This is a genomic window from Pseudomonas sp. DW-iso3 (assembly GCF_058725305.1).
Genome location: NZ_JBZXDZ010000010.1, coordinates 19,907 through 44,263 on the forward strand (window position 1 = coordinate 19,907; position 24,357 = coordinate 44,263).

The 24,357-nt window shown below is 59.9% G+C and carries 20 protein-coding genes; 14 read left to right on the forward strand and 6 right to left on the reverse strand.

Annotated elements, in window-relative coordinates; all coding sequences use genetic code 11:
- Positions 1-6 precede the first annotated feature (6 nt).
- The 6 genes from hisS to AC4PS7_RS25850 all read left to right on the forward strand — a co-directional run bounded on the left by hisS (position 7) and on the right by AC4PS7_RS25850 (position 6,769).
- Complete coding sequence (hisS, locus tag AC4PS7_RS25825) at positions 7-1,296, forward strand: histidine--tRNA ligase (RefSeq protein ID WP_010207913.1); 1,290 nt, start codon at positions 7-9, stop codon at positions 1,294-1,296.
- A 41-nt stretch (positions 1,297-1,337) separates the two neighbouring features.
- Entirely contained in the window at positions 1,338-1,979 is a 642-nt protein-coding gene (locus tag AC4PS7_RS25830) for a YfgM family protein (RefSeq protein WP_010207915.1), read from the forward strand.
- Positions 1,972-3,123 (forward strand): outer membrane protein assembly factor BamB, encoded by a 1,152-nt coding sequence (gene bamB / locus AC4PS7_RS25835; protein ID WP_021492276.1) that lies wholly within the window; start codon positions 1,972-1,974, stop codon positions 3,121-3,123. The genes AC4PS7_RS25830 and bamB overlap by 8 nt, the downstream gene beginning before the upstream one ends.
- A gap of 134 nt (positions 3,124-3,257) precedes the next feature.
- Complete coding sequence (gene der / locus AC4PS7_RS25840) at positions 3,258-4,727, forward strand: ribosome biogenesis GTPase Der (protein ID WP_010207919.1); 1,470 nt, start codon at positions 3,258-3,260, stop codon at positions 4,725-4,727.
- 114 nt (positions 4,728-4,841) lie between these two features.
- On the forward strand, positions 4,842-5,990 hold the full coding sequence (locus AC4PS7_RS25845) for a pyridoxal phosphate-dependent aminotransferase (RefSeq protein ID WP_042571609.1): 1,149 nt from the start codon (positions 4,842-4,844) through the stop codon (positions 5,988-5,990).
- Entirely contained in the window at positions 5,978-6,769 is a 792-nt protein-coding gene (locus AC4PS7_RS25850) for an amidohydrolase (RefSeq protein ID WP_021492274.1), read from the forward strand. The genes AC4PS7_RS25845 and AC4PS7_RS25850 overlap by 13 nt, the downstream gene beginning before the upstream one ends.
- A gap of 176 nt (positions 6,770-6,945) precedes the next feature.
- On the opposite strand, the gene leuA is transcribed toward AC4PS7_RS25850, so the two are convergent.
- From leuA to AC4PS7_RS25870, 4 genes are all read right to left on the reverse strand, one after another.
- The gene (gene leuA, locus AC4PS7_RS25855) at positions 6,946-8,625 is read right to left on the reverse strand and encodes a 2-isopropylmalate synthase (protein WP_010207924.1); all 1,680 of its coding nucleotides are present in this window, start codon (positions 8,623-8,625) and stop codon (positions 6,946-6,948) included.
- Between the two features lie 323 nt (positions 8,626-8,948).
- Positions 8,949-9,770 carry a M23 family metallopeptidase gene (locus AC4PS7_RS25860; RefSeq protein WP_010207926.1) on the reverse strand — a complete coding sequence of 274 codons (822 nt, stop codon included), beginning with the start codon at positions 9,768-9,770 and terminating at the stop codon, positions 8,949-8,951.
- 3 nt (positions 9,771-9,773) lie between these two features.
- A complete protein-coding gene (gene xseA / locus AC4PS7_RS25865) occupies positions 9,774-11,153 on the reverse strand; it encodes an exodeoxyribonuclease VII large subunit (RefSeq protein ID WP_033898617.1) in 1,380 nt (459 codons plus the stop codon).
- A 10-nt stretch (positions 11,154-11,163) separates the two neighbouring features.
- A complete protein-coding gene (locus tag AC4PS7_RS25870; RefSeq protein ID WP_010207932.1) occupies positions 11,164-12,054 on the reverse strand; it encodes a LysR family transcriptional regulator in 891 nt (296 codons plus the stop codon).
- 99 nt (positions 12,055-12,153) lie between these two features.
- Between AC4PS7_RS25870 and AC4PS7_RS25875 the strand changes: the two genes are divergently transcribed.
- The 5 genes from AC4PS7_RS25875 (at position 12,154) to AC4PS7_RS25895 (ending at position 17,785) form a co-directional block, all read left to right on the forward strand.
- Positions 12,154-12,921 (forward strand): sulfite exporter TauE/SafE family protein, encoded by a 768-nt coding sequence (locus AC4PS7_RS25875; protein WP_010207934.1) that lies wholly within the window; start codon positions 12,154-12,156, stop codon positions 12,919-12,921.
- Positions 12,922-13,058: 137 nt separating this feature from the next.
- Entirely contained in the window at positions 13,059-13,607 is a 549-nt protein-coding gene (locus tag AC4PS7_RS25880; RefSeq protein WP_010207936.1) for a hypothetical protein, read from the forward strand.
- 152 nt (positions 13,608-13,759) lie between these two features.
- Positions 13,760-15,229: an IMP dehydrogenase gene (guaB, locus tag AC4PS7_RS25885; RefSeq protein WP_010207937.1), complete on the forward strand. Its 1,470-nt coding sequence runs from the start codon at positions 13,760-13,762 to the stop codon at positions 15,227-15,229.
- A gap of 80 nt (positions 15,230-15,309) precedes the next feature.
- Positions 15,310-16,887, forward strand: coding sequence for a glutamine-hydrolyzing GMP synthase (gene guaA, locus AC4PS7_RS25890; RefSeq protein WP_010207938.1), 1,578 nt, complete (start codon positions 15,310-15,312; stop codon positions 16,885-16,887).
- Between the two features lie 340 nt (positions 16,888-17,227).
- Positions 17,228-17,785, forward strand: a complete 558-nt coding sequence (locus AC4PS7_RS25895; RefSeq protein ID WP_010207940.1) for a hypothetical protein — start codon at positions 17,228-17,230, stop codon at positions 17,783-17,785.
- 167 nt (positions 17,786-17,952) lie between these two features.
- On the opposite strand, the gene AC4PS7_RS25900 is transcribed toward AC4PS7_RS25895, so the two are convergent.
- Both AC4PS7_RS25900 and treR read right to left on the reverse strand, forming a co-directional pair.
- A complete protein-coding gene (locus AC4PS7_RS25900) occupies positions 17,953-18,723 on the reverse strand; it encodes an APH(3')-II family aminoglycoside O-phosphotransferase (RefSeq protein WP_010207941.1) in 771 nt (256 codons plus the stop codon).
- Between the two features lie 13 nt (positions 18,724-18,736).
- Complete coding sequence (gene treR, locus AC4PS7_RS25905; protein ID WP_010207942.1) at positions 18,737-19,441, reverse strand: trehalose operon repressor; 705 nt, start codon at positions 19,439-19,441, stop codon at positions 18,737-18,739.
- A gap of 238 nt (positions 19,442-19,679) precedes the next feature.
- On the opposite strand from treR, the gene treP reads away from it, so the two are divergent.
- The 3 genes from treP to AC4PS7_RS25920 all read left to right on the forward strand — a co-directional run bounded on the left by treP (position 19,680) and on the right by AC4PS7_RS25920 (position 24,194).
- Positions 19,680-21,122 (forward strand): PTS system trehalose-specific EIIBC component, encoded by a 1,443-nt coding sequence (treP, locus tag AC4PS7_RS25910; RefSeq protein ID WP_492179819.1) that lies wholly within the window; start codon positions 19,680-19,682, stop codon positions 21,120-21,122.
- A 135-nt stretch (positions 21,123-21,257) separates the two neighbouring features.
- Complete coding sequence (gene treC, locus AC4PS7_RS25915; RefSeq protein ID WP_010207945.1) at positions 21,258-22,904, forward strand: alpha,alpha-phosphotrehalase; 1,647 nt, start codon at positions 21,258-21,260, stop codon at positions 22,902-22,904.
- Between the two features lie 69 nt (positions 22,905-22,973).
- On the forward strand, positions 22,974-24,194 hold the full coding sequence (locus tag AC4PS7_RS25920) for a maltoporin (protein ID WP_021492268.1): 1,221 nt from the start codon (positions 22,974-22,976) through the stop codon (positions 24,192-24,194).
- The last annotated feature ends 163 nt before the right edge of the window (positions 24,195-24,357 follow it).

Below are 24,357 nucleotides of genomic sequence, written 5' to 3' on the forward strand. Positions count from 1 at the left end.
TTTGATGTGAGCAAGTCTTTGCAAGCCATTCGTGGCATGAACGACATCCTGCCGGAACAGACGCCGCTGTGGCGCTATTTCGAGGGCACTGTCGCGCGCCTGCTGGATAACTACGGTTATAAGCAGATCCGCATGCCGATTGTCGAGTTCACCGAGCTGTTCAAACGCTCCATCGGTGAAGTGACTGACATCGTCGAAAAAGAGATGTACACCTTTGAAGATCGCAACGGCGACTCCCTGACCCTGCGTCCGGAAGGCACTGCCGCGTGCGTGCGCGCCGTGCTTGAGCATGGCCTCACCGGTGCTGGCCAGCCGCAAAAGTTGTGGTACATCGGCCCGATGTTTCGTCACGAACGCCCCCAGAAAGGCCGTTATCGCCAGTTTCACCAGATCGGCCTGGAAGTGTTCAACATCGACGGCCCGGACATCGACGCCGAGCTGATCGTGCTGACCTGGCGCCTGTGGGGCCTGCTGGGTATCCGCGACGCGGTCAAGCTTGAACTCAACAGCCTGGGTACCAGCGAATCCCGCGGCCGCTATAAAGTGGCCCTGGTCGAGTACCTGTCGGCCCACCTGGACAAGTTGGACGAAGACAGCCAGCGCCGTCTGAAGACCAACCCGTTGCGCGTCCTCGATACCAAGAACGCCGACACCCAGGCCGTGCTGGTCAATGCGCCGAAAATGGCCGATTACCTGGACGACGAGTCCCGTATCCACTTCGAGGGCCTCAAGGCTCGTCTGGAGGCGGCCGGTATTCCGTTCGAAATCAACACCAAACTGGTGCGCGGCCTCGATTATTACAGCAAGACCGTGTTCGAGTGGGTCACCGACAAACTCGGCGCCCAGGGCACCGTGTGTGCCGGTGGTCGTTACGACGGCCTGGTCGAGCAGATGGGCGGCAAACCGACCACCGGTGTGGGCTTCGCTATGGGCATCGAGCGGCTGATCCTGCTGCTGGAAACCCTGGAGAAGGTCCCGGAAGAGATCTCCCGTCAGGTGGACGTGTACCTGTGCGCCTTTGGCGAGGCCGCCGAACTGGCTGCCCTGGCCCTGAGCGAAAAGGTCCGCGACCAACTGCCAAACCTGCGCCTGCAAGTCAATGCCGGCGCCGGCAGCTTCAAGAGCCAGTTCAAGAAGGCCGACAAGAGCGGTGCGCTGTATGCATTGATCCTTGGCGATGACGAGCTGGCCCAGCAAGTGATAGGTTTCAAACCCCTGCGTGGCCAGGGCGAGCAACAGAACATTGCCTTTGATGCGCTCGCTGCGCACTTGGCCACCTGCGTCGTGCAGGGTTGAAGCTGTCGAACAGCCGAATTTAGCGATTAAGGAGTATTGGGGTGTCGAGTACTGATGATGAGCAACTGGCCGAGTTCAAGGACTGGTGGCAGCGTAACGGCAAGCCCCTGGTTACTGGCGGCCTGCTGGCTTTAGTGGTGGTGTTCGGCTGGCAAGCCTGGACCAAGTATCAGGCCAACCAGTCCCAAGGCGCCTCGATCGTCTATCAGCAATTGCTGGAAACCACCCTGACGCCGGACGGCAAGCCTGATCCTGCGCAGGTTGCAGACCTGGCCGGCAAGCTGAAGAACGAATTCGGCGGTAGCACCTACGCCCAATACGGCAGCCTGTTCGTCGCGAAAGTCGCGGTAGACACCGGCAAGCTGGATGACGCCGCCGCAGAGCTGAAGGCCATCGCCGACAAACCGACCAACCCAACCCTGGGTGAAATCGCACGTCAGCGCCTGGCTCAGGTCCTGGCGGCACAGAACAAGGCTGACGAAGCACTCAAACTGCTCGACGGCGATGCTGACAAGGCATTTGTAGCCACTCGCGAAGAGCTCAAGGGCGACCTGTTGGTCCAATTGGGTCGTACCGACGAAGCCAATGCTGCGTACCAAAAAGCCAAGGCGGCGCTGTCTGATGAAGCGGCGGTCGGTGGCTTACAAATCAAGCTGGACGACTTGGCCAAAGGGGATGCGTGACGTGATCCGTTGGAAACATGCAGCATTGCTGGCTCTGGCCGTTCTGGCCGCGGGTTGCAGCAGCAACAGTAAAAAAGAACTGCCGCCTGCGGAGCTGACCAGCTTCAAGGAAGAAGTGGTCCTGCAAAAGCAGTGGAGCCGCTCCATCGGTGACGGTCAGGGCGAAACCTACAACATGCTGGTACCGGCAATCGACGGTGACAACATTGTGGCCGCTGATGTCACCGGCGTGGTGATCTCCATGGATCGCATGAACGGCGACGTCAAGTGGAAGAAAGACCTCGAATTGCCAGTTTCCGGCGCCGTAGGCGTGGGTTACGGCATGGTCATGCTCGGCACGCTGAAAGGCGAAGTCGTAGCCCTGGATTCCAGCACCGGTGAAGAGAAATGGCGCGCCCGCGTGACCAGTGAAGTACTCGCACCGCCTGCCACCAACGGCGATATCGTCGTGGTGCAAACACAGGACGACCGTGTGATCGGCCTCGACGCCAGCACTGGCGAACAGCGCTGGTTGTATGACAGCACCCCAGCGGTGCTGACGCTGCGCGGTACCAGTGGTCCGATTGTGACCAACAATCTGGCCGTTGCAGGCCTGTCGACCGGTAAAGTGGTCGCGCTGGATACCCAGAACGGCGTGCCGGCCTGGGAAACCCGTGTGGCCATCCCGCAAGGCCGTTCCGAACTGGACCGCGTAGTGGACATCGACGGTGGCTTGCTGCTGTCCGGTGAAACCCTCTACGTCGCCACTTACCAGGGCCGTGTTGCGGCACTGGACCTGCAGAGCGGCCGTGTGAACTGGCAGCGTGATGCTTCCAGCTACGCCGGTGTCGCCCAAGGGTTTGGCAGCGTCTACGTCAGCCTGGCGTCCGGTACCGTTGAAAGTGTCGACGAACGTTCCACGACCGCGCTGTGGAGCAACGACTCTCTGGCCCGCCGTCAACTGTCGGCACCGGAAGTGTTCTCCAGCTACGTCGCCGTGGGTGACTTCGAAGGCTACCTGCACCTGTTGAGCCAGGTAGACGGTCGCTTCGTGGGTCGCGAGCGTATCGACAGCGACGGCCTGCGTGCGCGTCCGCTGGTCGTGGGTAACATGCTTTATGTGTATGGCAACAGCGGCAAGCTGGAAGCCCTGACCATCAAGTAAGAACTATGCTTGGGGTAACACCCAGGCGGCCCCGCTTCGGCGGGGCATGCGGCATCTGACGATGCTGCCCCGAGCACCAGCCGCTGCCTTGCAGCGGCTTTTGTATTTTCTGAAATAACGAAGTGGAGAGCCGCATGGTTCCCGTAATCGCCCTGGTGGGCCGACCTAACGTCGGCAAGTCCACCTTGTTCAACCGCCTGACCAGGACTCGCGACGCCATCGTCGGCGACTTGTCCGGTCTGACCCGTGATCGCCAATACGGTGAGGCAAAGTGGCAAGGGCGCTCCTACATTATTGTCGACACCGGTGGTATCTCCGGTGATGAGCATGGCATGGACGAAAAGATGGCCGAGCAGTCGCTGCTGGCCATTGAAGAAGCCGATGTCGTGTTGTTCCTGGTGGACGCCCGTGCAGGCTATACCGCCGCCGACCAGATGATTGGCGAGCACCTGCGCAAACGCAACAAGCGTTCCTACGTGGTCGCCAACAAGATCGACAACATCGATCCTGAACTGGCCCGTGCCGAATTCAGCCCGATGGGCCTGGGCGATGCGATCCCGATCGCCGGTGCCCACGGTCGTGGCATTACCCAGATGTTGGAAATTGCCCTCAGCAGCTTTCCGAAGGATAACGCCGAGGAAGAAGAGGGTGAGGAAGAGATCGTCGCCGAAGGTGAGGAAGCCAAGCGCATTCCAGGCCCGAGTGAAAAAGACGGTATCAAGATCGCCATCATCGGCCGTCCAAACGTTGGTAAGTCCACGCTGGTCAACCGTATGCTCGGTGAAGACCGGGTCATCGTCTACGACCAACCCGGCACCACCCGCGACAGCATCTACATCCCGTTCGAACGTAACGAGGAAAAGTACACGCTGATCGACACCGCCGGTGTGCGCAAGCGCGGCAAGATCCACGAGGAAGTTGAAAAGTTCTCGGTGGTGAAAACCCTGCAAGCGATCAAAGACGCCAACGTGGTGATCTTCGTGATGGACGCCCGCGAAGGCGTGGTGGACCACGACCTCAACCTGCTGGGCTTCGCCCTGGAGGCCGGTCGGGCACTGGTGATCGCGATCAACAAGTGGGACGGCATGACGCCGAGCGAGCGCGATTTCGTCAAGATTGAGCTGCAGCGTCGGTTGTTCTTCGTCGAGTTCGCCGATATCCACTTTATCTCGGCACTGCACGGCACCGGTGTGGGCAACCTCTACGCGTCCGTACAGAACTCGTTCAAGTCTGCCGTCACCCGCTGGCCGACCAACCGCCTGACCCAGATCCTGGAAGATGCCGTTGGCGAGCACGCGCCGCCGATGGTCAACAACCGCCGGATCAAACTGCGTTACGCCCACTTGGGTGGTGCCAACCCGCCGATTATCGTGATCCACGGTAACCAGATCGAGAAGGTGCCGAAGTCCTATGTGCGTTACCTGGAAAACACCTACCGCCGTGTCTTGAAACTGGTCGGTACGCCGATCCGTATCGAGTTCAAGGGTGGCGAGAACCCATACGAAGGCAACAAGAACACACTGACTGACCGTCAGGTGAACAAGAAGCGTCGTTTGATGACTCACCACAAAAAGGCCGACAAGAAGCGCCGCGACAAGCGCTGATTCCGACCTCGCAAAAAGGGCTCTTGATGAGCCCTTTTTTGTGCGCGACGGTTTGTGCCTTGACCCGATGCGGTCGGCAGCTTAAAACTTGGGGCTCACCTGCAGGGGCTTCCGATGATCACCAGCAAGCTGCCGAATGTCGGCACGACCATTTTCACCACCATGTCGCAACTCGCTGCCGAAACCGGCGCGCTCAACCTGTCCCAAGGCTTCCCGGACTTCAATGGCCCCCAGGGTTTGCTCGACGCGGTGGGCAAGCATATCGCCCTTGGGCATAACCAATATGCGCCAATGACCGGCCTGCCGGTGCTGCGGCAGCAAGTGGCCGCCAAGATCGCCCGCAGTTACGGGGCCACGGTCGATGCCGACAGTGAAGTGACCATCACCCCTGGCGCCACCGAGGCAATCTTCTGCGCGATCCAGGCGGTGATTCGTAATGGCGATGAAGTGATCGTGTTCGACCCCAGCTACGACAGCTATGAGCCTTCAGTGGAGCTGGCCGGTGGTCGCTGCGTGCATGTGCAACTGAGCCTGAGCGGCTTTGCCCTCGACTTCGAGAAAATAAAGGCGGCGCTGTCTCCGCGCACGCGCATGATCATTCTCAATACCCCTCACAACCCGACAGGTGCCTTGATCAGCCGCGCTGAGCTGGACCAGTTGGCCGAATTGATCCGTGACCGCGACATCTACCTGGTCAGCGATGAAGTCTACGAACACCTGGTATTTGACGGCGTGGCTCATGTCAGCGTGTTGGCGCACGAAGAACTCTACCCACGTGCGTTCGTGGTCAGCTCTTTCGGCAAGACTTACCACGTCACCGGTTGGAAAACCGGCTATGTGGTCGCGCCGCCAGCCCTCACCGCCGAACTGCGCAAGGTGCACCAATACGTCAATTTCTGCGGTGTGACCCCCCTGCAATACGCGCTGGCCGACTTCATGGCTGAACACCCTGAACATGTCGAGGAACTCCCGGCTTTCTACCAGGCCAAGCGTGACCTGTTCTGCGACCTGTTGGCAGCGTCCCGTTTCAGCTTTACCCGAGTGACAGGAACCTACTTCCAACTGGTGGATTACTCACAGATCCGCCCGGACCTGGATGACGTCGCCATGTCCCTGTGGATGACCCGCGAACACGGCGTGGCGACGATCCCGGTCTCGGTGTTCTACCAGACCCCACCCCAAGGCCAGCGCCTGGTGCGCCTGTGCTTTGCCAAACGCGAGGAAACGCTGCGCCAAGCGGCGGAAAAACTATGCGTGATCTGAGTGCACTGCCGAACCTGAACATCGCCCTGGTCCAGACCAACCTGGCCTGGCATGACCGCCAAGCCAACCTTGAACACTTCGAGCTGCTGCTTGAACAAGCCCAAGGCGCCGACCTGATTGTGCTGCCGGAGATGTTCACCACCGGCTTCTCGATGGAGTCACAAACCCTCGCGGAGCCTGAGTACGGCCCGACCCATCATTGGCTCCAGGCCCAGGCGGCGAAGTACAACGCGGTGATCACCGGCAGTGTGATCATCCAGGCCGCGGACGGCAGCCACCGCAACCGCTTGTTATGGGCGCGTCCGGATGGCGAGGTACTGCATTACGACAAGCGCCATCTGTTCCGCATGGCCGGTGAACACAATCATTACACCCCCGGCGAACGCCAGGTGCAGTTCGAATTGAAGGGCTGGCGTATTCGCCCGTTGATCTGCTACGACCTGCGCTTTCCGGTGTGGAGTCGCGACGCTCAGGACACTGACCTGCTGCTGTACACCGCCAACTGGCCGGGTGCGCGGCGTTCACACTGGAACCGGCTGCTGCCGGCGCGGGCCATCGAGAACCTGTGCTACGTGGCGGCGGTGAACCGTGTGGGCACGGATGGCAAAGGCTTTGCCTACACCGGGGACAGTCAGGTGCTCGACTTCCAGGGTGAGACCTTGCTCAGTGCGGGGGAGGCGGACGGGGTGTTCCAAGTGAACCTGGATGCGGCGGAATTGGCGGCTTACCGCACGCGGTTTCCCGCGAACTTGGACGCCGATACTTTTCAGTTTGTCTGAAGCACCGCCTTCGCGAGCAAGCCCGCTCCCACACTTGACCGCGTTTATCCTGTAGGAATACGGTCAAAATGTGGGAGCGGGCTTGCTCGCGAAGAGGCCATCAGCATCACCCACAACCCAAAGCAAAAAAGGCCCCTGGATTCTCACCCAGAGGCCTTTCATATTTCAGCAGCCAGTTACGCCGCCTTGGCTTCCTGCTGGCTCAGCGAACGATTCAGCGCACTGAACAGCGCCTTGAAGCTGGCGGTGGTGATGTTCTCATCAATACCCACACCATGCACCGGACGCTCACCGTTCACGCGCAGCTCGATGTAGGCCGCCGCTTTAGCATTGGTGCCCGCACCGATTGCATGTTCGTTGTAGTCCATGATCTCCACACCAATCGGCAGGCCCGCCACGAGCGCTTCCAGCGCGCCATTGCCTTTGCCTTTCCAGTGCAGGTTGGTTTCGCCCTGGCCCTTGCCGGAGACTTCTACCTCGACAAAGCTGTTGCCGTTTTCTTCTTGCAGGCGATGGCTGACCAGCGCGTACGGCGTATTGGCTTGCAGGTACTCACGCTGCAGCAAGGCGTAGATCTGCGGCGCTGTCATCTCCAGGCCCACGCGGTCGGTTTCGGCCTGTACCACTTGGCTGAACTCGATCTGCATGCGACGCGGCAAGCTGATGTCGTATTCCTGCTCCAGCAGGTAGGCGATGCCGCCTTTGCCCGACTGGCTGTTCACACGAATCACCGCCTCGTAGCTGCGGCCAATGTCGGCTGGGTCGATCGGCAAGTACGGCACTTCCCACAGCGCATCGTCTTTCTGCTGGGAGAAGCCCTTGCGGATCGCGTCCTGGTGAGAGCCGGAGAAGGCGGTGTGCACCAGATCACCGACGTAGGGGTGACGTGGGTGCACCTGAATCTGATTGCACTCCTCGACGACCTTGCGCACGCCGTCGATGTCGGAGAAGTCCAGTTGCGGGTCGAGGCCCTGGGTGTACATGTTCAGGGCCACGGTGACCAGGTCGACGTTACCGGTACGCTCGCCGTTGCCGAACAGGCAGCCTTCGACACGGTCGGCGCCGGCCATCAGGCCCAGCTCGGTGGCGGCCACGCCGGTGCCACGGTCGTTGTGGGTGTGCAGGCTGATGATCACGCTGTCACGACGGTTGATATGACGACCGAACCACTCGATCTGGTCGGCATAGATGTTCGGCGTGGCGCATTCCACGGTGGCCGGCAGGTTGAGGATCATCTTGTGCTCAGGCGTCGGGTTCCACACCTCGATCACCGCGTCACACACTTCCTTGGCGAACTCCAGCTCGGTAGCGCTGAAGGTCTCCGGGGAGTATTCGAAGGTCCACTGGGTTTCCGGCTGCTGGGCGGCGTACTTGACGAACAGCTTGGCGGCGTTGACCGCGATGGCCTTGATGCCTTCCTTGTCCTGGTTGAACACGATGCGGCGGAAGGACGGCGACGTGGCGTTGTACAAGTGCACGATGGCTTTCTTGGCACCGCGCAGGGATTCGAAGGTACGTGCGATCAAGTCTTCACGGCCCTGGGTCAGCACCTGAATGGTGGTGTCCTCGGGGATGTGGTTGTCTTCGATCAGGGTGCGTACGAAGTCGAAGTCGGTTTGCGAGGCGGCCGGGAACGAGGCTTCGATTTCCTTCACGCCGACGGCGACCAGGGTCTTCCAGAAACGCAGCTTTTTCACCGCATCCATTGGCTCGATCAGTGACTGGTTGCCATCACGCAGGTCGGAGCTGCACCAGATCGGCGCTTCAGTGATGGTCTTCGACGGCCAGGTGCGGTCCGGGATGTCGATGGTCGGGAACGCGCGGTACTTCGAAGACGGGTCTTTGAGCATGCTCATCGGGAAATCCTTTGTTGTAGGGGCCGAGAAAAGGCGGCCTGCCGTGGAACTGTTTTTGGGATGCTTTTTAGAGGCGAGGCAGATCGATTCAGCCTGGCAGTCGTGCGCTGACGAGGCACAAACTGCGGTGCTGGCGGAGCTGAATGAGGGTGTGAGAGGTTTTCATAAGCTCAACCCTAACCGCCGGGGTGAAAGATGGCAAGCAGTCGCGAAAAATTGAGAGAAGTTCTGCTATCTACGTAGGAAACGAGATTTTGTGCCTGAGGATGTGTCGAGGGCTGGTTTTAATTGCGCGCCCATTATCAGGCGCGCAATCGAGCATTTCAGGGCTGGAACGCGCCGATAAAGATCGCCGGGTCGACCCGTGCATCGTTCAGGCTGATGTTCCAGTGCATATGCGGCCCGGTCGCGCGGCCCGTGGCGCCGACTTTGCCAACCACCGTGCCACGCGTGAGCTGATCACCGACTTTCACGTCGATCTTCGACATGTGGCAGAACATGCTGATAAAGCCCTGTCCGTGGTCGACGAACACGGTATTGCCGTTGAAGAAGTAGTTGCCCACCAGAATCACTTTACCGTTGGCCGGCGTCTTGATCGGTGTACCGGCCGGCACGGCAAAGTCCAGGCCTGAATGGGGGTTGCGCTCCTCACCGTTGAAGAACCGCCGCACGCCAAACTTGCTCGACAGTGGCCCGTTTACGGGTTTGTCCAACACCAGGTTGCTCGGCAGGTTCGGGCTGAAACTGCGGTAAGCCTTGATCTGCACCGCCAGTTCCGCCTCGATGCGCTTGAGCTGCGCCGGGTCGGGATTCACCTGGCTTTTGTTTTTCAGGGTGATGCGCTGTTCGGGGTACTTCTTGTAGCCGACGATAAACGGCAGGTTGCGCCCGCCGCTGGTGATACGTTCATTGCCGGGCTTGACCGTCAACGGAATGCCGACAATCGCCAGCCAGTTGTCCGCCTCCTTCACCACCAACACCGGCTTGCCCTGGTACGTGGCTTTGGGCGCAGCGGCGGAAGGGCCCAGTTCGACCACGGCAACCCCACCCGGCACCGGCTTGTTCAAGGTGCGGATGATGTAGCTATCGGCATGAGCATTAAAGGCAAGGCACAGCAGCATCAACACACTAAAGAGACGTGGCATCAGTTAGTCCAATAACGAAAGGGTGACGGGTGTCAGGTGGTTGTCTTCCACCCGCACTTGCAATTGGCCCTCACCGAGACGTGCGGTGAGGCGCTGGCCGGTGTGGGTTTGGGCGGCATTGCGAATGGCCTGGCCGCGTTCGTCCAGCAGGATGCTGTAACCACGGCCCAGGGTCGCCAGCGGGCTGACCACGTGCAGCGTCTGCATCTGGCTTTGCAGCTGCAGGCGCCGCGCCTTGAGGCCTTCGCGCATGGCGCGGGGCAGGCGTTCGGCGAGGCTGTCCAGGCGTTGGCGCAGCAGCGCCAGTTGCCTGCCAGGGTGTTGGCCGGCGAGGCGGGTTTCCAGGCGGATCAGGCGCTCACGGCGGGTATTGAGGCTGCGCTCGAAAGCTCGGCGCAGGCGCATGTCCAGATCATCCAGGCGCTGGGCTTGCTGGCGCAGGCGCTCGCCAGGGTGACGCAAACGTCGCGCCATGCCCTCCAGGCGCAGGCGGTCGTGGCTCAGGCGGTTGCGCATCAGCATCACCAGGCGGCGATGCAGGTTCTCGACTTGGCGCACCAGATGGCTGGCGTCCGGCGCGAGCAATTCCGCTGCAGCGGAGGGCGTCGGGGCGCGGACGTCGGCCACGAAATCGCTGATGGACACATCGGTCTCATGCCCGACAGCGCTGACGATTGGCGTGACGCAAGCGTCCACCGCACGGGCCACAGCTTCTTCGTTGAAACACCAGAGGTCTTCCAGCGAACCACCGCCCCGGGCCAGGATCAGCGCATCGAAGCCACGCGCATCTGCCAGTTTCAATGCGCGCACAATTTGCGGGATCGCTTCGCGGCCTTGCACGGCGGTCGGGATCAGCGTCAGTTCAATGTTGGGTGCGCGACGCCGGAACACACTGATGATGTCGCGGATTACCGCGCCAGTCGGCGAACTGATGATGCCAATGCGCCGAGGGTGCGCCGGCAACGGCACTTTGCGTTCGGCGCTGAACAAGCCTTCGGCGCTGAGTTTTTCCTTCAGCGCATCGAACGCCAGGCGCAATGCTCCATCACCGGCGGGCTCCACGGTATCCAGGATCAGCTGGTAATCACCCCGGCCCTCGAACAGCGAAACCTTGCCGCGCACCTTCACTGCCAGGCCATCTTTCAACGCCTGACGCACCCGCGCGGCGTTGTTGCGAAACAGCGCGCAACGCACCTGCGCGCCGCTGTCCTTGAGGGTGAAATACACATGACCAGAGGCCGGGCGGGCAAGGTTGGAGATCTCGCCTTCGACCCAGATATTGGTGAACACGTCTTCCAGCAACACCCGCGCACGGCCGTTGAGCTGGCTGACAGTCAGGACTTCGCGGTCCAGGCCCAGGCGGGCAAAAGGATCTTTAATCATGGGCGGCAGTTTATAGGCATTCGTGCAAGGTTTGGCAGAATTGCTCCACCAGCGCGCTTGGCGTCTGTACGCAGGCCAGGGCCACGGTGCTGAGGCAGTTCGGGTCGGCCAGGGGCAAAAAGTGCAGGTTGGTGGGGGCGATGTCCTGCATGGATTTTGGTAACAAGGCAATACCGAAGCCGGCCTGGATCAACTGCAATTGGGTGGTCTTGCGTGACATCACCCGTGCGGCCTTGGGGAAGAATCCTGCACGCATGCACAATTCGGCTGACAGATAACTCAAGCCGCCGCGCTGGGGATGGGGAATCGAGATGAACGCTTCGTCCTTCAACTGCTCCAGTGCGATAGGCGAATGGCTGCGCGCGAGTGCGTGATTCGGCGGCACCGCCAGCAACAGCTGCTCGCTATATAAAGGCACGACGCGTACGCCTTCGCGCTGGCGCAACACGGGCAGGCGCAATAGCCCAACGTCCAGGCGACCGTCAGCGATCTGTTCCAGCTGCGCTTCGGAGGACAGTTTGACGATATCCATCGACACCCCTGGGCAGCGTTCCAGCCAGGTGCTGATACCCTGCAGCAATGGACCGCTCATCGGCACCGTGCTCGAATGGCTCAGGCGCAGCGTCCCCCGTTCGCCATTACCTACCTGCGTCGCCATCTCGCTGGCCTTGAGCAGTTCGCTCAGCAGATTGCGTGCTCGCGGGTAGAACGCTTCACCTGCCGCAGTGAGTCGTGGTTGGCGTGCAGTGCGCTCGAACAGTGGCGTTTGCAACTGTGTTTCGAGCTCTTTGATCTGCCGGCTCAAGGCTGACTGCGCCACAAACAGGCGCTCGGCGGCGGCGCTGAAGCTGCCGCTGTCGGCGATTTCGACGAAGTAACGCAGTTGGCGGGTGGATATCACGCGTCATGCCTTTTCGAGATGGGTGGAGGGCTTTGAAGATATTAGTCGCATCCCTGGCCGCTGGCTAAAGTGAAGGCCATCTCTAATAAGGAATTACCCATGAGCCCGGTTGAGCTGATGAGTCAGTGGTCGTTTGGTGGTGCGGATTGGTTGGTGATCGGCGTGGGTGTGGTGGTGGCCTACATCGTGTTTGGCATCGCCGGTTTCGGCACAGCGCTGGTCGCGGGGCCGATCCTGATACTGTTTATGCCGCTGTCGAAGATCATCCCACTGCTGGTGCTGCTGGATTTTGTCGCGGCGTTTGGCAACTTGCTGCAATCGCGGCGGGACGTGAACAAACCGGAATTGCTGCGCTTGCTGCCGTGCATGGCTATCGGTTGCACACTCGGCGTGGTGTTTTTGCTCAATCTGCACTCGGATCTATTGCTGCTATTGATGGGGCTGTTTATCAGTGCCTACGCGATTTACAGCTTGGCGGTGAAAGCGCGACCGACGCAGCTCGCGAGCGCTTGGTCGATTCCCATGGGTACGGTTGGCGGGTTGTTTGGGGCGCTGTTTGGCAGTGGTGGCTTTTTATATGCGATCTACCTGAACAGCCGCCTGCCCAAGGACGCGGCGCGTGCCACGCAAAGCGCGCTGATCAGCTGCAGCACGGTGGTGCGCCTGAGCCTGTTCCTGGTTGCCGGGGTGTATGCGGATCTGCCGCTGCTGATGTTGGCGCTGTGCCTGTTGCCGGCGATGGCCCTGGGGCTGTGGTGTGGGCGCAGGCTGACGATGCGCATGTCGCGCGAGGCGTTTGTGCGGTTGGTGACCTGGCTGGTGCTTGCCAGTGGCATAGCATTGATTGGACGGTATTTGAGTACTTGACCTGTGTGGAGCAGGGATTAAGCTGCCAGCCTTCAGGGCCCCATCGCGGGCAAGCCCGGCTCCCACACTGGAATGCGATCAACCGTGGGAGCCGGGCTTGCCCGCGATGGCGTCAGACGCCACACCGCAGGACTCCCATGAATTCCCAAAGCATCCTTGTTCCGAAAATCTCCACCTTGCCCGTCCACGAACCCCGCGCCCGGGCGATCGTGCGCTGGCTGGTGCGCAAGAACATCATCAAGGAAGAGCTGACCACCTGTGGCCGCACCGGCAACCGCATGGCCTATGCCTTGGCCGACGGCGCCCGCGCTGTGGTGTTGTACCCCGAGGCGTTGCCGTTCAACGAGCCGATCAACGGCCTGGAGATCATCTACAAGCGTTGCATCTACACGCCGGCCAAGGGCTTTCTCGAAGAAGCCGGTTGCCCGGAATGCCGCAAGGAAGTCGGCGAAGCGCTGTTCGAAAGCCTGGAAGACTGGATGCCCGGCCACACCGACAACTTCACGTGCCCGCTGTGTGGGCATGAAGACGACATCAACGGGTTTCTTTTCCTGCAGGAATGCGGGTTTTCCAACTTGGGATTCATCTTCAATAACTGGGCAGAAGCGGGGTTCAAGCAGAGCTTTATCGACGAATTTGCCTATTGGTTGGACCAGAAGATGAGTTGGGTCAAAGTCGAGCTTTAATCTGTCTGTAGGTGCGAGCTCGCGCCGACAGAAAGGCAGCAGATTTTCTCCATCTATCAGTATTACCAAGTTTGTCAGAGTTTTACATTGAGCCCGACAGGGTGCATGTATATAATGGCGCGCTTCCATTTTCCCGCTCGGGAGCCCCCGCGATGCTGCGTATCAGCCAAGAAGCTCTGACATTCGACGACATTCTCCTAGTGCCCGGTTATTCCGAGGTGCTTCCTAACGAAGTCAGTCTCAAGACCCGCCTAACCCGTGGCATCGAGCTGAATATTCCTCTTGTTTCCGCTGCCATGGACACCGTCACTGAAGCCCGTCTGGCCATCGCCATGGCTCAGGAAGGCGGCATCGGCATCATCCACAAGAACATGACCATCGAGCAGCAAGCTGCCGAAGTGCGCAAGGTCAAGCGTTACGAAGCCGGTGTGGTGAAAGATCCAATCACCATCGAAGCCGACGCCACCGTGCGTGACCTGTTCGACCTGACCCGTCTGCACAACATCTCCGGCGTTCCGGTGCTGCACGATGGGGACCTGGTCGGCATCGTCACTTCCCGTGACGTGCGTTTCGAGAACCGTCTTGAAGTCACTGTCCGTGAAGTGATGACGCCGAAAGAGCGTCTGGTCACTGTCAAGGAAGGCGCCGACAAGAACGATGTGCGCGAACTGCTGCACAAGCACCGCATCGAGCGCGTGCTGATCGTCGACGACAAGTTCGCCCTCAAAGGCATGATGACCGTCAACGACATCGAAAAAGCCAAGGCTTACCCACTGGCCAGCAAGGATGACCAAGGTCGTCTGCGCGTCGGCGCGGCGGTCGGCACTGGTAAAGACACCGGTGACCGTGTTTCGGCCCTGGTCGCTGCCGGTGTTGACGTGGTGGTGGTCGACACTGCCCACGGTCACTCCAAAGGCGTGATCGACCGCGTGCGTTGGGTCAAACAGAACTTCCCTGAAGTGCAAGTGATCGGCGGCAACATCGCCACCGGCGCTGCTGCCAAGGCCCTGGCCGAAGCGGGCGCGGACGCCGTCAAGGTCGGTATCGGCCCAGGGTCGATCTGCACCACGCGTATCGTTGCGGGTGTGGGCGTGCCGCAAATCAGCGCCATCGCCAACGTCGCCGCCGCCCTTGAAGGCACTGGCGTTCCGTTGATCGCCGACGGCGGCATCCGTTTCTCCGGTGACCTGTCCAAGGCCATCGTGGCCGGCGCTTCCTGCGTGATGATGGGCTCGATGTTCGCCGGTACTGAAGAAGCGCCAGGCGAGATCGAACTGTTCCAGGGCCGTTCCTACAAGGCTTACCGTGGCATGGGTTCGCTGGGCGCCATGTCCCAGGCGCAAGGTTCTTCCGACCGTTACTTCCAGGACTCCTCGGCAGGCGCCGAGAAGCTCGTACCGGAAGGCATCGAAGGCCGTGTGCCGTACAAAGGCACCCTGAGCGCGATCATCCATCAACTGATGGGCGGCCTGCGTTCCTCGATGGGCTACACCGGCAGCGCCGACATCGAAGAAATGCGCACCAAGCCAGAGTTCGTACGGATCACCGGCGCCGGCATGGCTGAATCCCATGTCCACGACGTGCAGATCACCAAGGAAGCGCCAAACTACCGCGTAGGTTGAAGCTTCCAGCAAAATGTTAAGTAACCGGGGCTGTTCTTCAGCCCCGAGTTGTTTCTGATTCATTAGACGAGACTGACTTCATGGCCCTCGACATTCACGCCCACCGCATCCTGATCCTCGATTTCGGTTCCCAGTACACCCAGCTGATCGCCCGCCGCGTGCGTGAAATCGGCGTGTACTGCGAACTGCATCCGTTCGACATGGACGACGAAGCGATCCGCGAATTCGCACCGAAAGGCGTCATCCTCGCCGGTGGTCCAGAATCCGTGCACGAAGCCAACAGCCCGCGCTGCCCGCAAGCGGTCTTCGACCTGGGCGTACCGGTGTTCGGCATCTGCTACGGCATGCAGACCATGGCCGAGCAACTGGGCGGCAAGGTGGAAGGCTCCGAGCTGCGTGAATTCGGTTATGCCCGTGTGGACGTGGTCGGCAAGAGCCGTCTGTTGGACGGCATCGAAGACCACATCGACGCCGACGGCCTGTTCGGCCTCGACGTGTGGATGAGCCACGGTGACAAAGTCACCAAGATGCCGGAAGACTTCCACATCCTGGCCAGCACCCCAAGCTGCCCGATCGCCGGCATGTTCAGCGACGAACGTCGTTACTACGGCGTGCAGTTCCACCCGGAAGTGACCCACACCAAGCAAGGCGGCCGCATCCTGTCGCGCTTCATCCTCGACATCTGCGAGTGTGAAGCCCTGTGGACCCCGTCGAAAATCGCTGAAGACGCCATCGCCCAGGTGCGCGCCCAGGTCGGCACCGACAACGTATTGCTCGGCCTGTCCGGCGGCGTTGACTCCTCCGTGGTAGCCGCCCTGCTGCACAAAGCCATTGGCGATCAACTGACCTGCGTGTTCGTCGACAACGGCCTGCTGCGCCTGCACGAAGGCGAGCAAGTGATGGCTATGTTTGCCGAGAACATGGGCGTCAAGGTGATCCGCGCCAACGCCGAGGACCAGTTCCTCAACAACCTAGCCGGCGAGTCCGACCCGGAGAAGAAGCGCAAGATCATCGGCCGTACCTTCATTGACGTGTTCGATGCCCAGTCCAGCAAACTGGACAACATCAAATACCTCGCCCAAGGCACCATCTACCCCGACGTGATCGAGTCGGCCGGCGCCAAGAGCGGCAAGGCCCACGTGATCAAGTCCCACCACAACGTGGGTGGCCTGCCTGAGGAAATGAACCTCAAGCTGGTAGAGCCGCTGCGCGAACTGTTCAAGGACGAAGTCCGCCGTCTGGGCCTGGAGCTGGGCCTGCCGTACGACATGGTCTACCGCCACCCATTCCCAGGCCCAGGCCTGGGCGTGCGGATCCTCGGTGAAGTGAAGAAGGAATACGCCGACCTGCTGCGTCGCGCCGACCACATCTTCATCGAAGAACTGCGCAAAGCCGACTGGTACCACAAAGTCAGCCAGGCTTTCGTGGTGTTCCAGCCGGTCAAGTCCGTTGGCGTTGTCGGCGATGGCCGTCGTTACGCCTGGGTCGTGGCCCTGCGTGCCGTGGAAACCATCGACTTCATGACCGCCCGCTGGGCACACCTGCCGTACGAACTGCTGGAAACTGTCAGCGGCCGTATCATCAATGAAATCGAAGGCATTTCGCGCGTGACCTATGACGTGTCGAGCAAGCCGCCGGCGACGATTGAGTGGGAGTGATCCCTCATCGCAATAAACAAAGGCCCGCGTAAAGCGGGCTTTTGTTTTTGTCGGTACAGGCGTTAAACATTATCTCAGCCAGCTGCGCCAGCCCGAATCCGTCAAGGCACATTTTTATATAGATGTGCTGTCTCATTGGCAGCCGCTGCGCCGCTCATCGGGACTGAGATTTTTTCAGTGCCGCTGACGAAGCCCACGTCACCCAGCGAAACCGAGCTTGAGGGCGTTTTGCATCGTCGTCAGGCTGGATTCCGTAGGCTCGGTCAGCTCGGGCGTATGTGGAACTTTCACTCTGCAGATGGCTCTACAAAGGCCTTCTTTTAGACTATTCAGGGATCGAATGAAAACTTCTTTGGCGTTTCCGCTCGCGATCACTTTCGCTCTTATCATGACTGGCTGCAGCAGCCGTCAGGCGGGTGATCTTACTTCAGAGCCGGTCGTTCCACTGGCCATGAATGACCATCAAGCCAGCGTGACTTTCCGTACCATAGGCGGTGAGGGTGATCGTCCTGTCAGTTACACGTACGGGTATGCCAATACTGGATTTGTGAGCGTGGGGGAGCGGGTTTACGACTCTGCTTACTTCAAGCGCATACCGGCTTATCTGAAGAAAATCGGCGGTGGTACTGACAGCGTCAGTAAGCTGGTCGAGGCGGACAAAACGTTGTTCGTGAAAGGGGAGGTCAAGGACAAACCGTTTACCTTTAACGGTATTCCCATGCCTACGCCGTTCGACAAAGAGCAGCCTGTTGCGCAGCAATTCACCCCGCAAGCGAAGAAAAATTACGTGGTTGAAACCGTGATCGCCGACACGTGGGTCATGAACGTGTACGAAGTCTCCGCAACGGGTGAGCGCAAGACCATTGGCGTTCCGAAAAAAGATGCCGGCGCAAACTGACTGCGCAGAGATCCTTGAGAGGCAAAGGCTGAGCGTGATGGGGTGTTATCGACGCGCTTGACACCGTCGATGACCACGCCGCGAGAGTGATGCAGTACTCAGGCGAGCGTTGAATAACAAAACCCCGGCCAGGTGCCGGGGTTTTGTGTTTCAGGCTGCAGGCCAGGTCAAAAAAACTCGTCCAGCAAACAATAGAACTTCAGACGCTGCTCATCGGGCTCCACACCATACACCTGAAAAAAGGGCTTCACCCATGCCTGGCCCAGGTTGCGTTCAATACTTCGCGCTGCCAGGGCCAGGTCTTGATAACGGTCACTGATCCCCAGGCGACCGCAGTCGATGAAACCGCTGAAGCGACCATCGGCTGTCATGAAGTTCGGCAGGCAGGCGTCGCCGTGGGTGACGACCCGATCATGGGTCTTTGGCTGGGTCGACAACAGTTCGGCAAACACGTCCTCGGCACTTCGCCCCAGTCGCTCGTCGTCAAAGTCCGACGCGTCCACCAGCCCCGCGCTGACGTGTTCCCGGGCGCGGGTGATACGTTGATCAAGTGAGTGATCGAAGGGGCAAAGTGCGACAGGAAGCTGATGCAACGTACGCAGCGCTGTCGCCAGTATGTGGATGACCTGCGCGGCAGAAAGCTCGTTGGCGCTGGCCAGGTTCTGTCCGGGCACGGTGGTCATCAGCAGCCAATGGCGATGGTCTTCTTTCACTTCATCCAGGACCCCAGGCGCAGGCAGATCAACTTGCCGCAGCCACCGAAGCCGCTCGATTTCGTCTGCCAGCTCACCGTGTTCCTCAAGGGGTTCGGACTTCAGGAACAGGTCCGTGCCGTCGTCCTGGCGCAGGCGAAAGACATCTGCGCGCGATTCGCCGATGACTTGCTGCTCAATGAGCGCATCAGGGTATTGTTCACGCCATTTGTTTGGAATTTTCATGGATGTTTCCGGCTTACCGACGCGCAATGTCCGAAAAATAAAACTTATCCAACGTATGCCGCGACTCGGTGTACTCGAACTGCCGCCCGTCCTGCAAAAACGTCTGGTTACTCACCACGATCACATGGCTCTGCCCTTCGAGGTCCAGGTGGGTCTGGTCGTCCTTGCCGCGTGGCAGGGCTTCGATGGTGCGTTGGGCGTAGGCAATTTGCAGCTGCAATGTCTGTTCGATAAAGGCGTAGATCGACTGTTCGGCAATCGAGCGGTCCAGGCCGGGGATCACGTCGGCCACGAAGTGGTTGATGTCGAGGATCACCCGTTTGCCGCCGATGCGCCGTACCCGTTTGATACGGGTGATCAGGGTGCCGGGTTCTGCTTCGATGTGTTGCAGCAGTGAACCTTCCAGCGGGAATTGAGTGAATTCGACCACTTCTGTGTGCACGTCATCGCCCAGGTCGGCGTGGGTTTCGTGGAAGCTGACGATACCGCCCAGTTGGAACTCGATCGGGTTGGGCGACAACACGAAAGTACCCTTGCCGTGGATCTTTTGCGCAAACCCTCGCTCCTGCAACTGCTCGATGGCCCGACGCACGGTGCCTCGGCTGGCCTGGTAGCTGTCCATCAGTTCGGTTTCGGAGGGAAGGCGTGTGCCGCGCTGCAGGCGTTCGGTGGTGATGCTGGCAAGCAGATCCGTATAGATCTGGTTGTATTTGCTCATGGGGATGGCTCTTTGCCGGGGTTGCGGTCAAGGCAGGAACCTTAGTGGCAGAGAGGGTGTTTGTCCATTAGACCCTTGGCTTTATGCGGCTTGCAGCGATGCGCTGTCCTACAAAAAATAAACAAAGCGTAACTCGTACAGACGAGTTGTTGCTTTAACTCGTACAGACGAGTACTTTTGGCCTCGGCGTGCTGCCAATGACTGTCCCCCAATAAAAAAATCAAAGTGGAAACCAAGCATGAGCCACGACTATTCGACCATCGCCCGCGAGATTCTCGAGAACCTCGGGGGCAGCGACAATCTTGAGCAAGCTGCCCATTGTGTTACCCGCCTGCGCCTGGCACTCAAGGACCCGAGCCTGGTCAACAGCAGCGCACTGAACCAGGTCGACCTGGTCAAGGGGTCGTTCTTCACCGGTGGGTTGTTCCAGGTGGTGATCGGCCCCGGCGAAGTGGAGAAGGTCTACGCCGCCCTGCGCGAACAGACCGGCCTCGCCGCCGCCACCATCGCCGAAGTGAAGAAGAAGGGCGCCGACAAGACCAACGCGATGCAGCGTCTGGTGCGGGTGTTCTCCGACGTGTTCATGCCGATCCTGCCTGCGCTGATCATTGCCGGCCTGTTGATGGGTGTGAACAACCTGATGGGCGCCCAGGGCATGTTCATCGAGGGCAAGACGCTGCTGGAGGCCTATCCGAACCTGGATGGCCTGTGGAGCCTGATCAACCTGATGGCCAACACCTCGTTCGTGTTCCTCCCGGCGCTGGTGGGCTGGTCGGCGGCCAAACGTTTTGGCGGCAGTGAAATCCTCGGCATCGTGCTTGGCCTGATGCTGGTGCATCCGGATTTGCTCAACGCCTGGAACTACGGCAAGGCGGTCGCCGGGCTGGACGGCCAGAGCCTGCCGTACTTCGATATTTTCGGTTGGTTCAAGATTGAGAAAGTGGGTTATCAGGGGCAGATCCTGCCGATCCTGATGGCCGCCTATGTGATGAGCGTGATTGAGAAATGGCTGCGGGCGCGAGTGCCCAATGCGATTCAACTGCTGGTCGTGCCGATTACCACCATCGTCGTCACTGGCGTGCTCGCCCTGGCCATTATCGGTCCGGTGACCCGTCACCTCGGCATCCTGATCACCGAAGGCGTGGTCACCCTGTTTGACCTGGCGCCGATGGTGGGCGGGGCGATTTTCGGCCTGCTGTACGCCCCGCTGGTGATCACCGGCATGCACCACATGTTCCTCGCCGTGGACCTGCAACTGATCTCCACCCAGGGCGGCACCTTCATCTGGCCGATGATCGTCATGTCCAACCTGGCCCAGGGCAGCGCCGCGCTCGCGGTGTTCTACACCACCCGCAATGCGCGGGACAAAAGCATGGCGTCCACCTCAGCGATTTCCGCGTACTTCGGCATCACTGAACCGGCGATGTTCGGGGTGAACCTGCGCTTCAAGTTTCCCTTTTATGCGGCCCTCGTGGGCTCGGCGTTGGGCAGCATTTTCCTCGCGCTGAACAAGGTGCAGGCGTCGGCCATTGGGGTGGGGGGCTTGCCTGGGTTTATCTCGATCGTGCCGCAATCCATTGCGGTGTTTGTGATCGGCATGGTCATCGCGATGGTGGTGCCGTTTGTTTTGACCTGTGCGTTGAGCATGAAGATTGTTCGGCCGGGGTATCGCGTCGCTTGATCGATGGCTATCGCAGGCAAGCCAGCTCCCACATTTGAAATGCATTCCAACCTGTGGGCGCGGCGGTGCGACGACTCGACTCGCTCGCGAAGGGGCCCTGAAGGCCAGCACACAACTCTACTGAAGGAACCCACCATGCAAGACTGGCAACACTCGGTGATCTACCAGATCTACCCCAAAAGCTTCCACAGCCACGCGGGTAACGCCACCGGTGACCTGCTGGGCATCGTGGACAAACTCGACTACCTCAAATGGCTCGGTGTCGACTGCCTCTGGATCACGCCATTCCTGCGCTCGCCGCAACGGGATAACGGCTACGACATCAGCGACTACTACGCCATCGACCCCAGCTACGGGACCATGGCTGACTGCGATCTGCTGATCAGCGAAGCGGCCAAGCGTGGCATCAAGCTGATGCTCGACATCGTGGTCAACCACACGTCCATCGAGCACGAGTGGTTCCAGCAGGCGCGCAGCAGCCTCGACAACCCCTACCGCGACTTCTACATCTGGCGCGACCAGCCGAACAACTGGGAATCCAAGTTCGGCGGCTCGGCCTGGGAATACGAGGCGCAGACCGGCCAGTACTTCCTGCACCTGTTCGATCACACCCAGGCCGACCTCAATTGGGACAACCCCAAGGTGCGCGCCGAGGTGTTCAAGCTGATGCGCTTCTGGCGCGACAAGGGTGTGGGTGGTTTCCGCCTGGACGTGATCAACCTGATCTCCAAGCCCGCCGATTTTCCCGAGGACAACACTGACGGCCGCCGGTTCTACACCGACGGCCCGAACGTGCACGAATACCTGCAGGAAATGCACCGCGAAGTCTTCGAAGGGCATGACCTGATCAACGTCGGCGAAATGTCGTCCACCAGCCTGGAGCACTGCATCCGCTACTCGCGGCCGGAGTCGAAAGAGCTGTCGATGACCTTCAACTTTCATCACCTGAAAGTCGACTACCCGAACCTGCAAAAGTGGGTGAAGGCGGATTTCGACTTCCTGCAACTCAAGCAGATCTTCACCGACTGGCAACTGGGCATGCAGGCCGGCGGTGGATGGAACGCGTTGTTCTGGTGTAACCACGACCAGCCACGGGTGGTCTCGCGTTTCGGCAATGACGGCGAGCATCGTGTGGTCTCGGCGAAGATGCTGGCGACTGCGCTGCACTTCCTCCAGGGCACGCCGTATGTGTACCAGGGCGAAGAGCTGGGCATGACCAATCCGGGCTTTGACAGGATCGAGCAATACCGTGACGTGGAGTCGCTGAACATCTTCCGCCTCAAGCGCGATGCCGGTGAGCCCGAGGCGTCAAGCATGGCGGCGATCATGCAGAAGTCGCGGGATAACGGGCGTACGCCAATGCAGTGGAATGCCGGGGAAAACGCCGGTTTCAGCACCGGTGAGCCCTGGATTGGCATTCCGGCCAACGCGGCGCAGATCAACGTCGAAAGCCAACTGGATGACCCGGACTCGGTGCTGCATCACTACCGCGCGCTGATTGCCTTGCGTCGTCACGAACCGCTGATCCAGGAAGGTGTTTACCGCCCACTGCTGCAAGACCACTTGCGGGTCTGGGCGTACCTGCGTGAAGGCCATGGCGAGCGCCTGCTGGTGCTGAACAACTTCTACGGCACGCCCTGCGAGATCCAACTGCCGGACAACGTGATCAACCCGGCCCGCGAACAGCGCGTGCTGATCAGCAACTACCCCGACTGCCCGCAACGTACCGCCACGGTCACGCTGCGTCCTTACGAATCGTTTGTGCTGCACCTCACGGATTGAGACCCGCTGCAACCCCGTGTGGGAGCACGGGGCGCTTCAAAAACCATAATAAAAATATCGGAGTGCTTCATGAAAACAACAATAAAGCTGGGCCTTGTTGCGTCTTGTCTGGGCCTGCCGTTTGGCGCTCAAGCCCTGGAATTTGCCGGTTACCTGCGCAGCGGCGCGGGTACTTCGACGGGCAGCGGCCCACAGCAATGCTTCCAGCTGCCAGGGGCGCAAACCAAGTACCGTCTGGGTAACGAATGCGAACAGTACGCCGAGCTGGAATTGCGCCAGGACCTGCTCACCCTCGATGACGGCTCAGTGCTCAGCGTCGATGCCATGGCATCGCTCTACAACAAGTACGACCGCGCGCTGAAGTTCCAGGGCGAAAACAACGGCTCGGCGCGCATGCCGCAGATGTATGCGCAGTGGTCCAACCTGCCCAGCCTCAATGGCGGTTCGCTGTGGGCCGGCCGGCGTTACTACAAACGTAACGACATCCATATCTCCGACTTCTACTACTGGAACCAGAGCGCCACGGGCGGGGGTATCGAGGACGTGCTGATCGGTGATCTCAAATACAGCTACGCTATTTCGCGCAAGGACAACCTGTACCAGAAGGAATACGCTACCCGTCACGACTTCAACGTCGCGGGCTTCAAGACCAACCCCGGCGGCGAGCTGGAGCTGGGTCTAAGCTACATCGAAAAAGCCGGCGGGCGTGACACCAACAGTGGTTGGGCGCTCACCGCGCAGCACGTGCAAAAGCCTTTCCTCGGTGGCAAGAACAAGTTCGCCCTGCAGTACGGCGAAGGCCCCGGCACCGGCCTGGGCTATACCGGCAATACCTTCCTGGATAAGAGCAGCAAAAGTTACCGCGCCGTGGAGTTTTTCGACTGGCAGGTAACCCCGCGTTTTGGTGGGCAGATCGAGGCGGTGTACCAGAAGGATATTCGTCCCGGCAGCCAGGATCAGACCTGGATGTCCCTCGGTGTGCGCCCGGCTTACGCGATCAGCGAGCAGTTCAAACTGGTCACCGAACTTGGGCATGACCAAGTCGACGCCACCGGTGGCACGCGCAAACTGAGCAAATTTACCTTCGCCCCGACCTGGTCGCCCAAAGGCCCGGAGTTCTGGGCCAGGCCGGAAGTGCGTTTGTACTACACCTATGCCACCTGGAACAAAGCGGCCAAGCGCGCGGCGAATGAATGGGCGGCGGGCTCGGCGTTGTCCGACACCGGTTCCTATGGCACGGCGCGGCATGGGTCGAATGTTGGCGTGCAAGTCGAATACTGGTGGAAATAGCGAACTCATGTGAATGCGCTTTGTGTGGGAGCTGGCTTGCCTGCGATGCGGGAGACTCGGTCTCTCAGTAAAACTGAGGCGATGCTATCGCAGGCAAGCCAGCTCCCACATTGGATCGTCGTCATCTTGGGGTTGTATCAGCCCAATGATTTTTACAGAACAA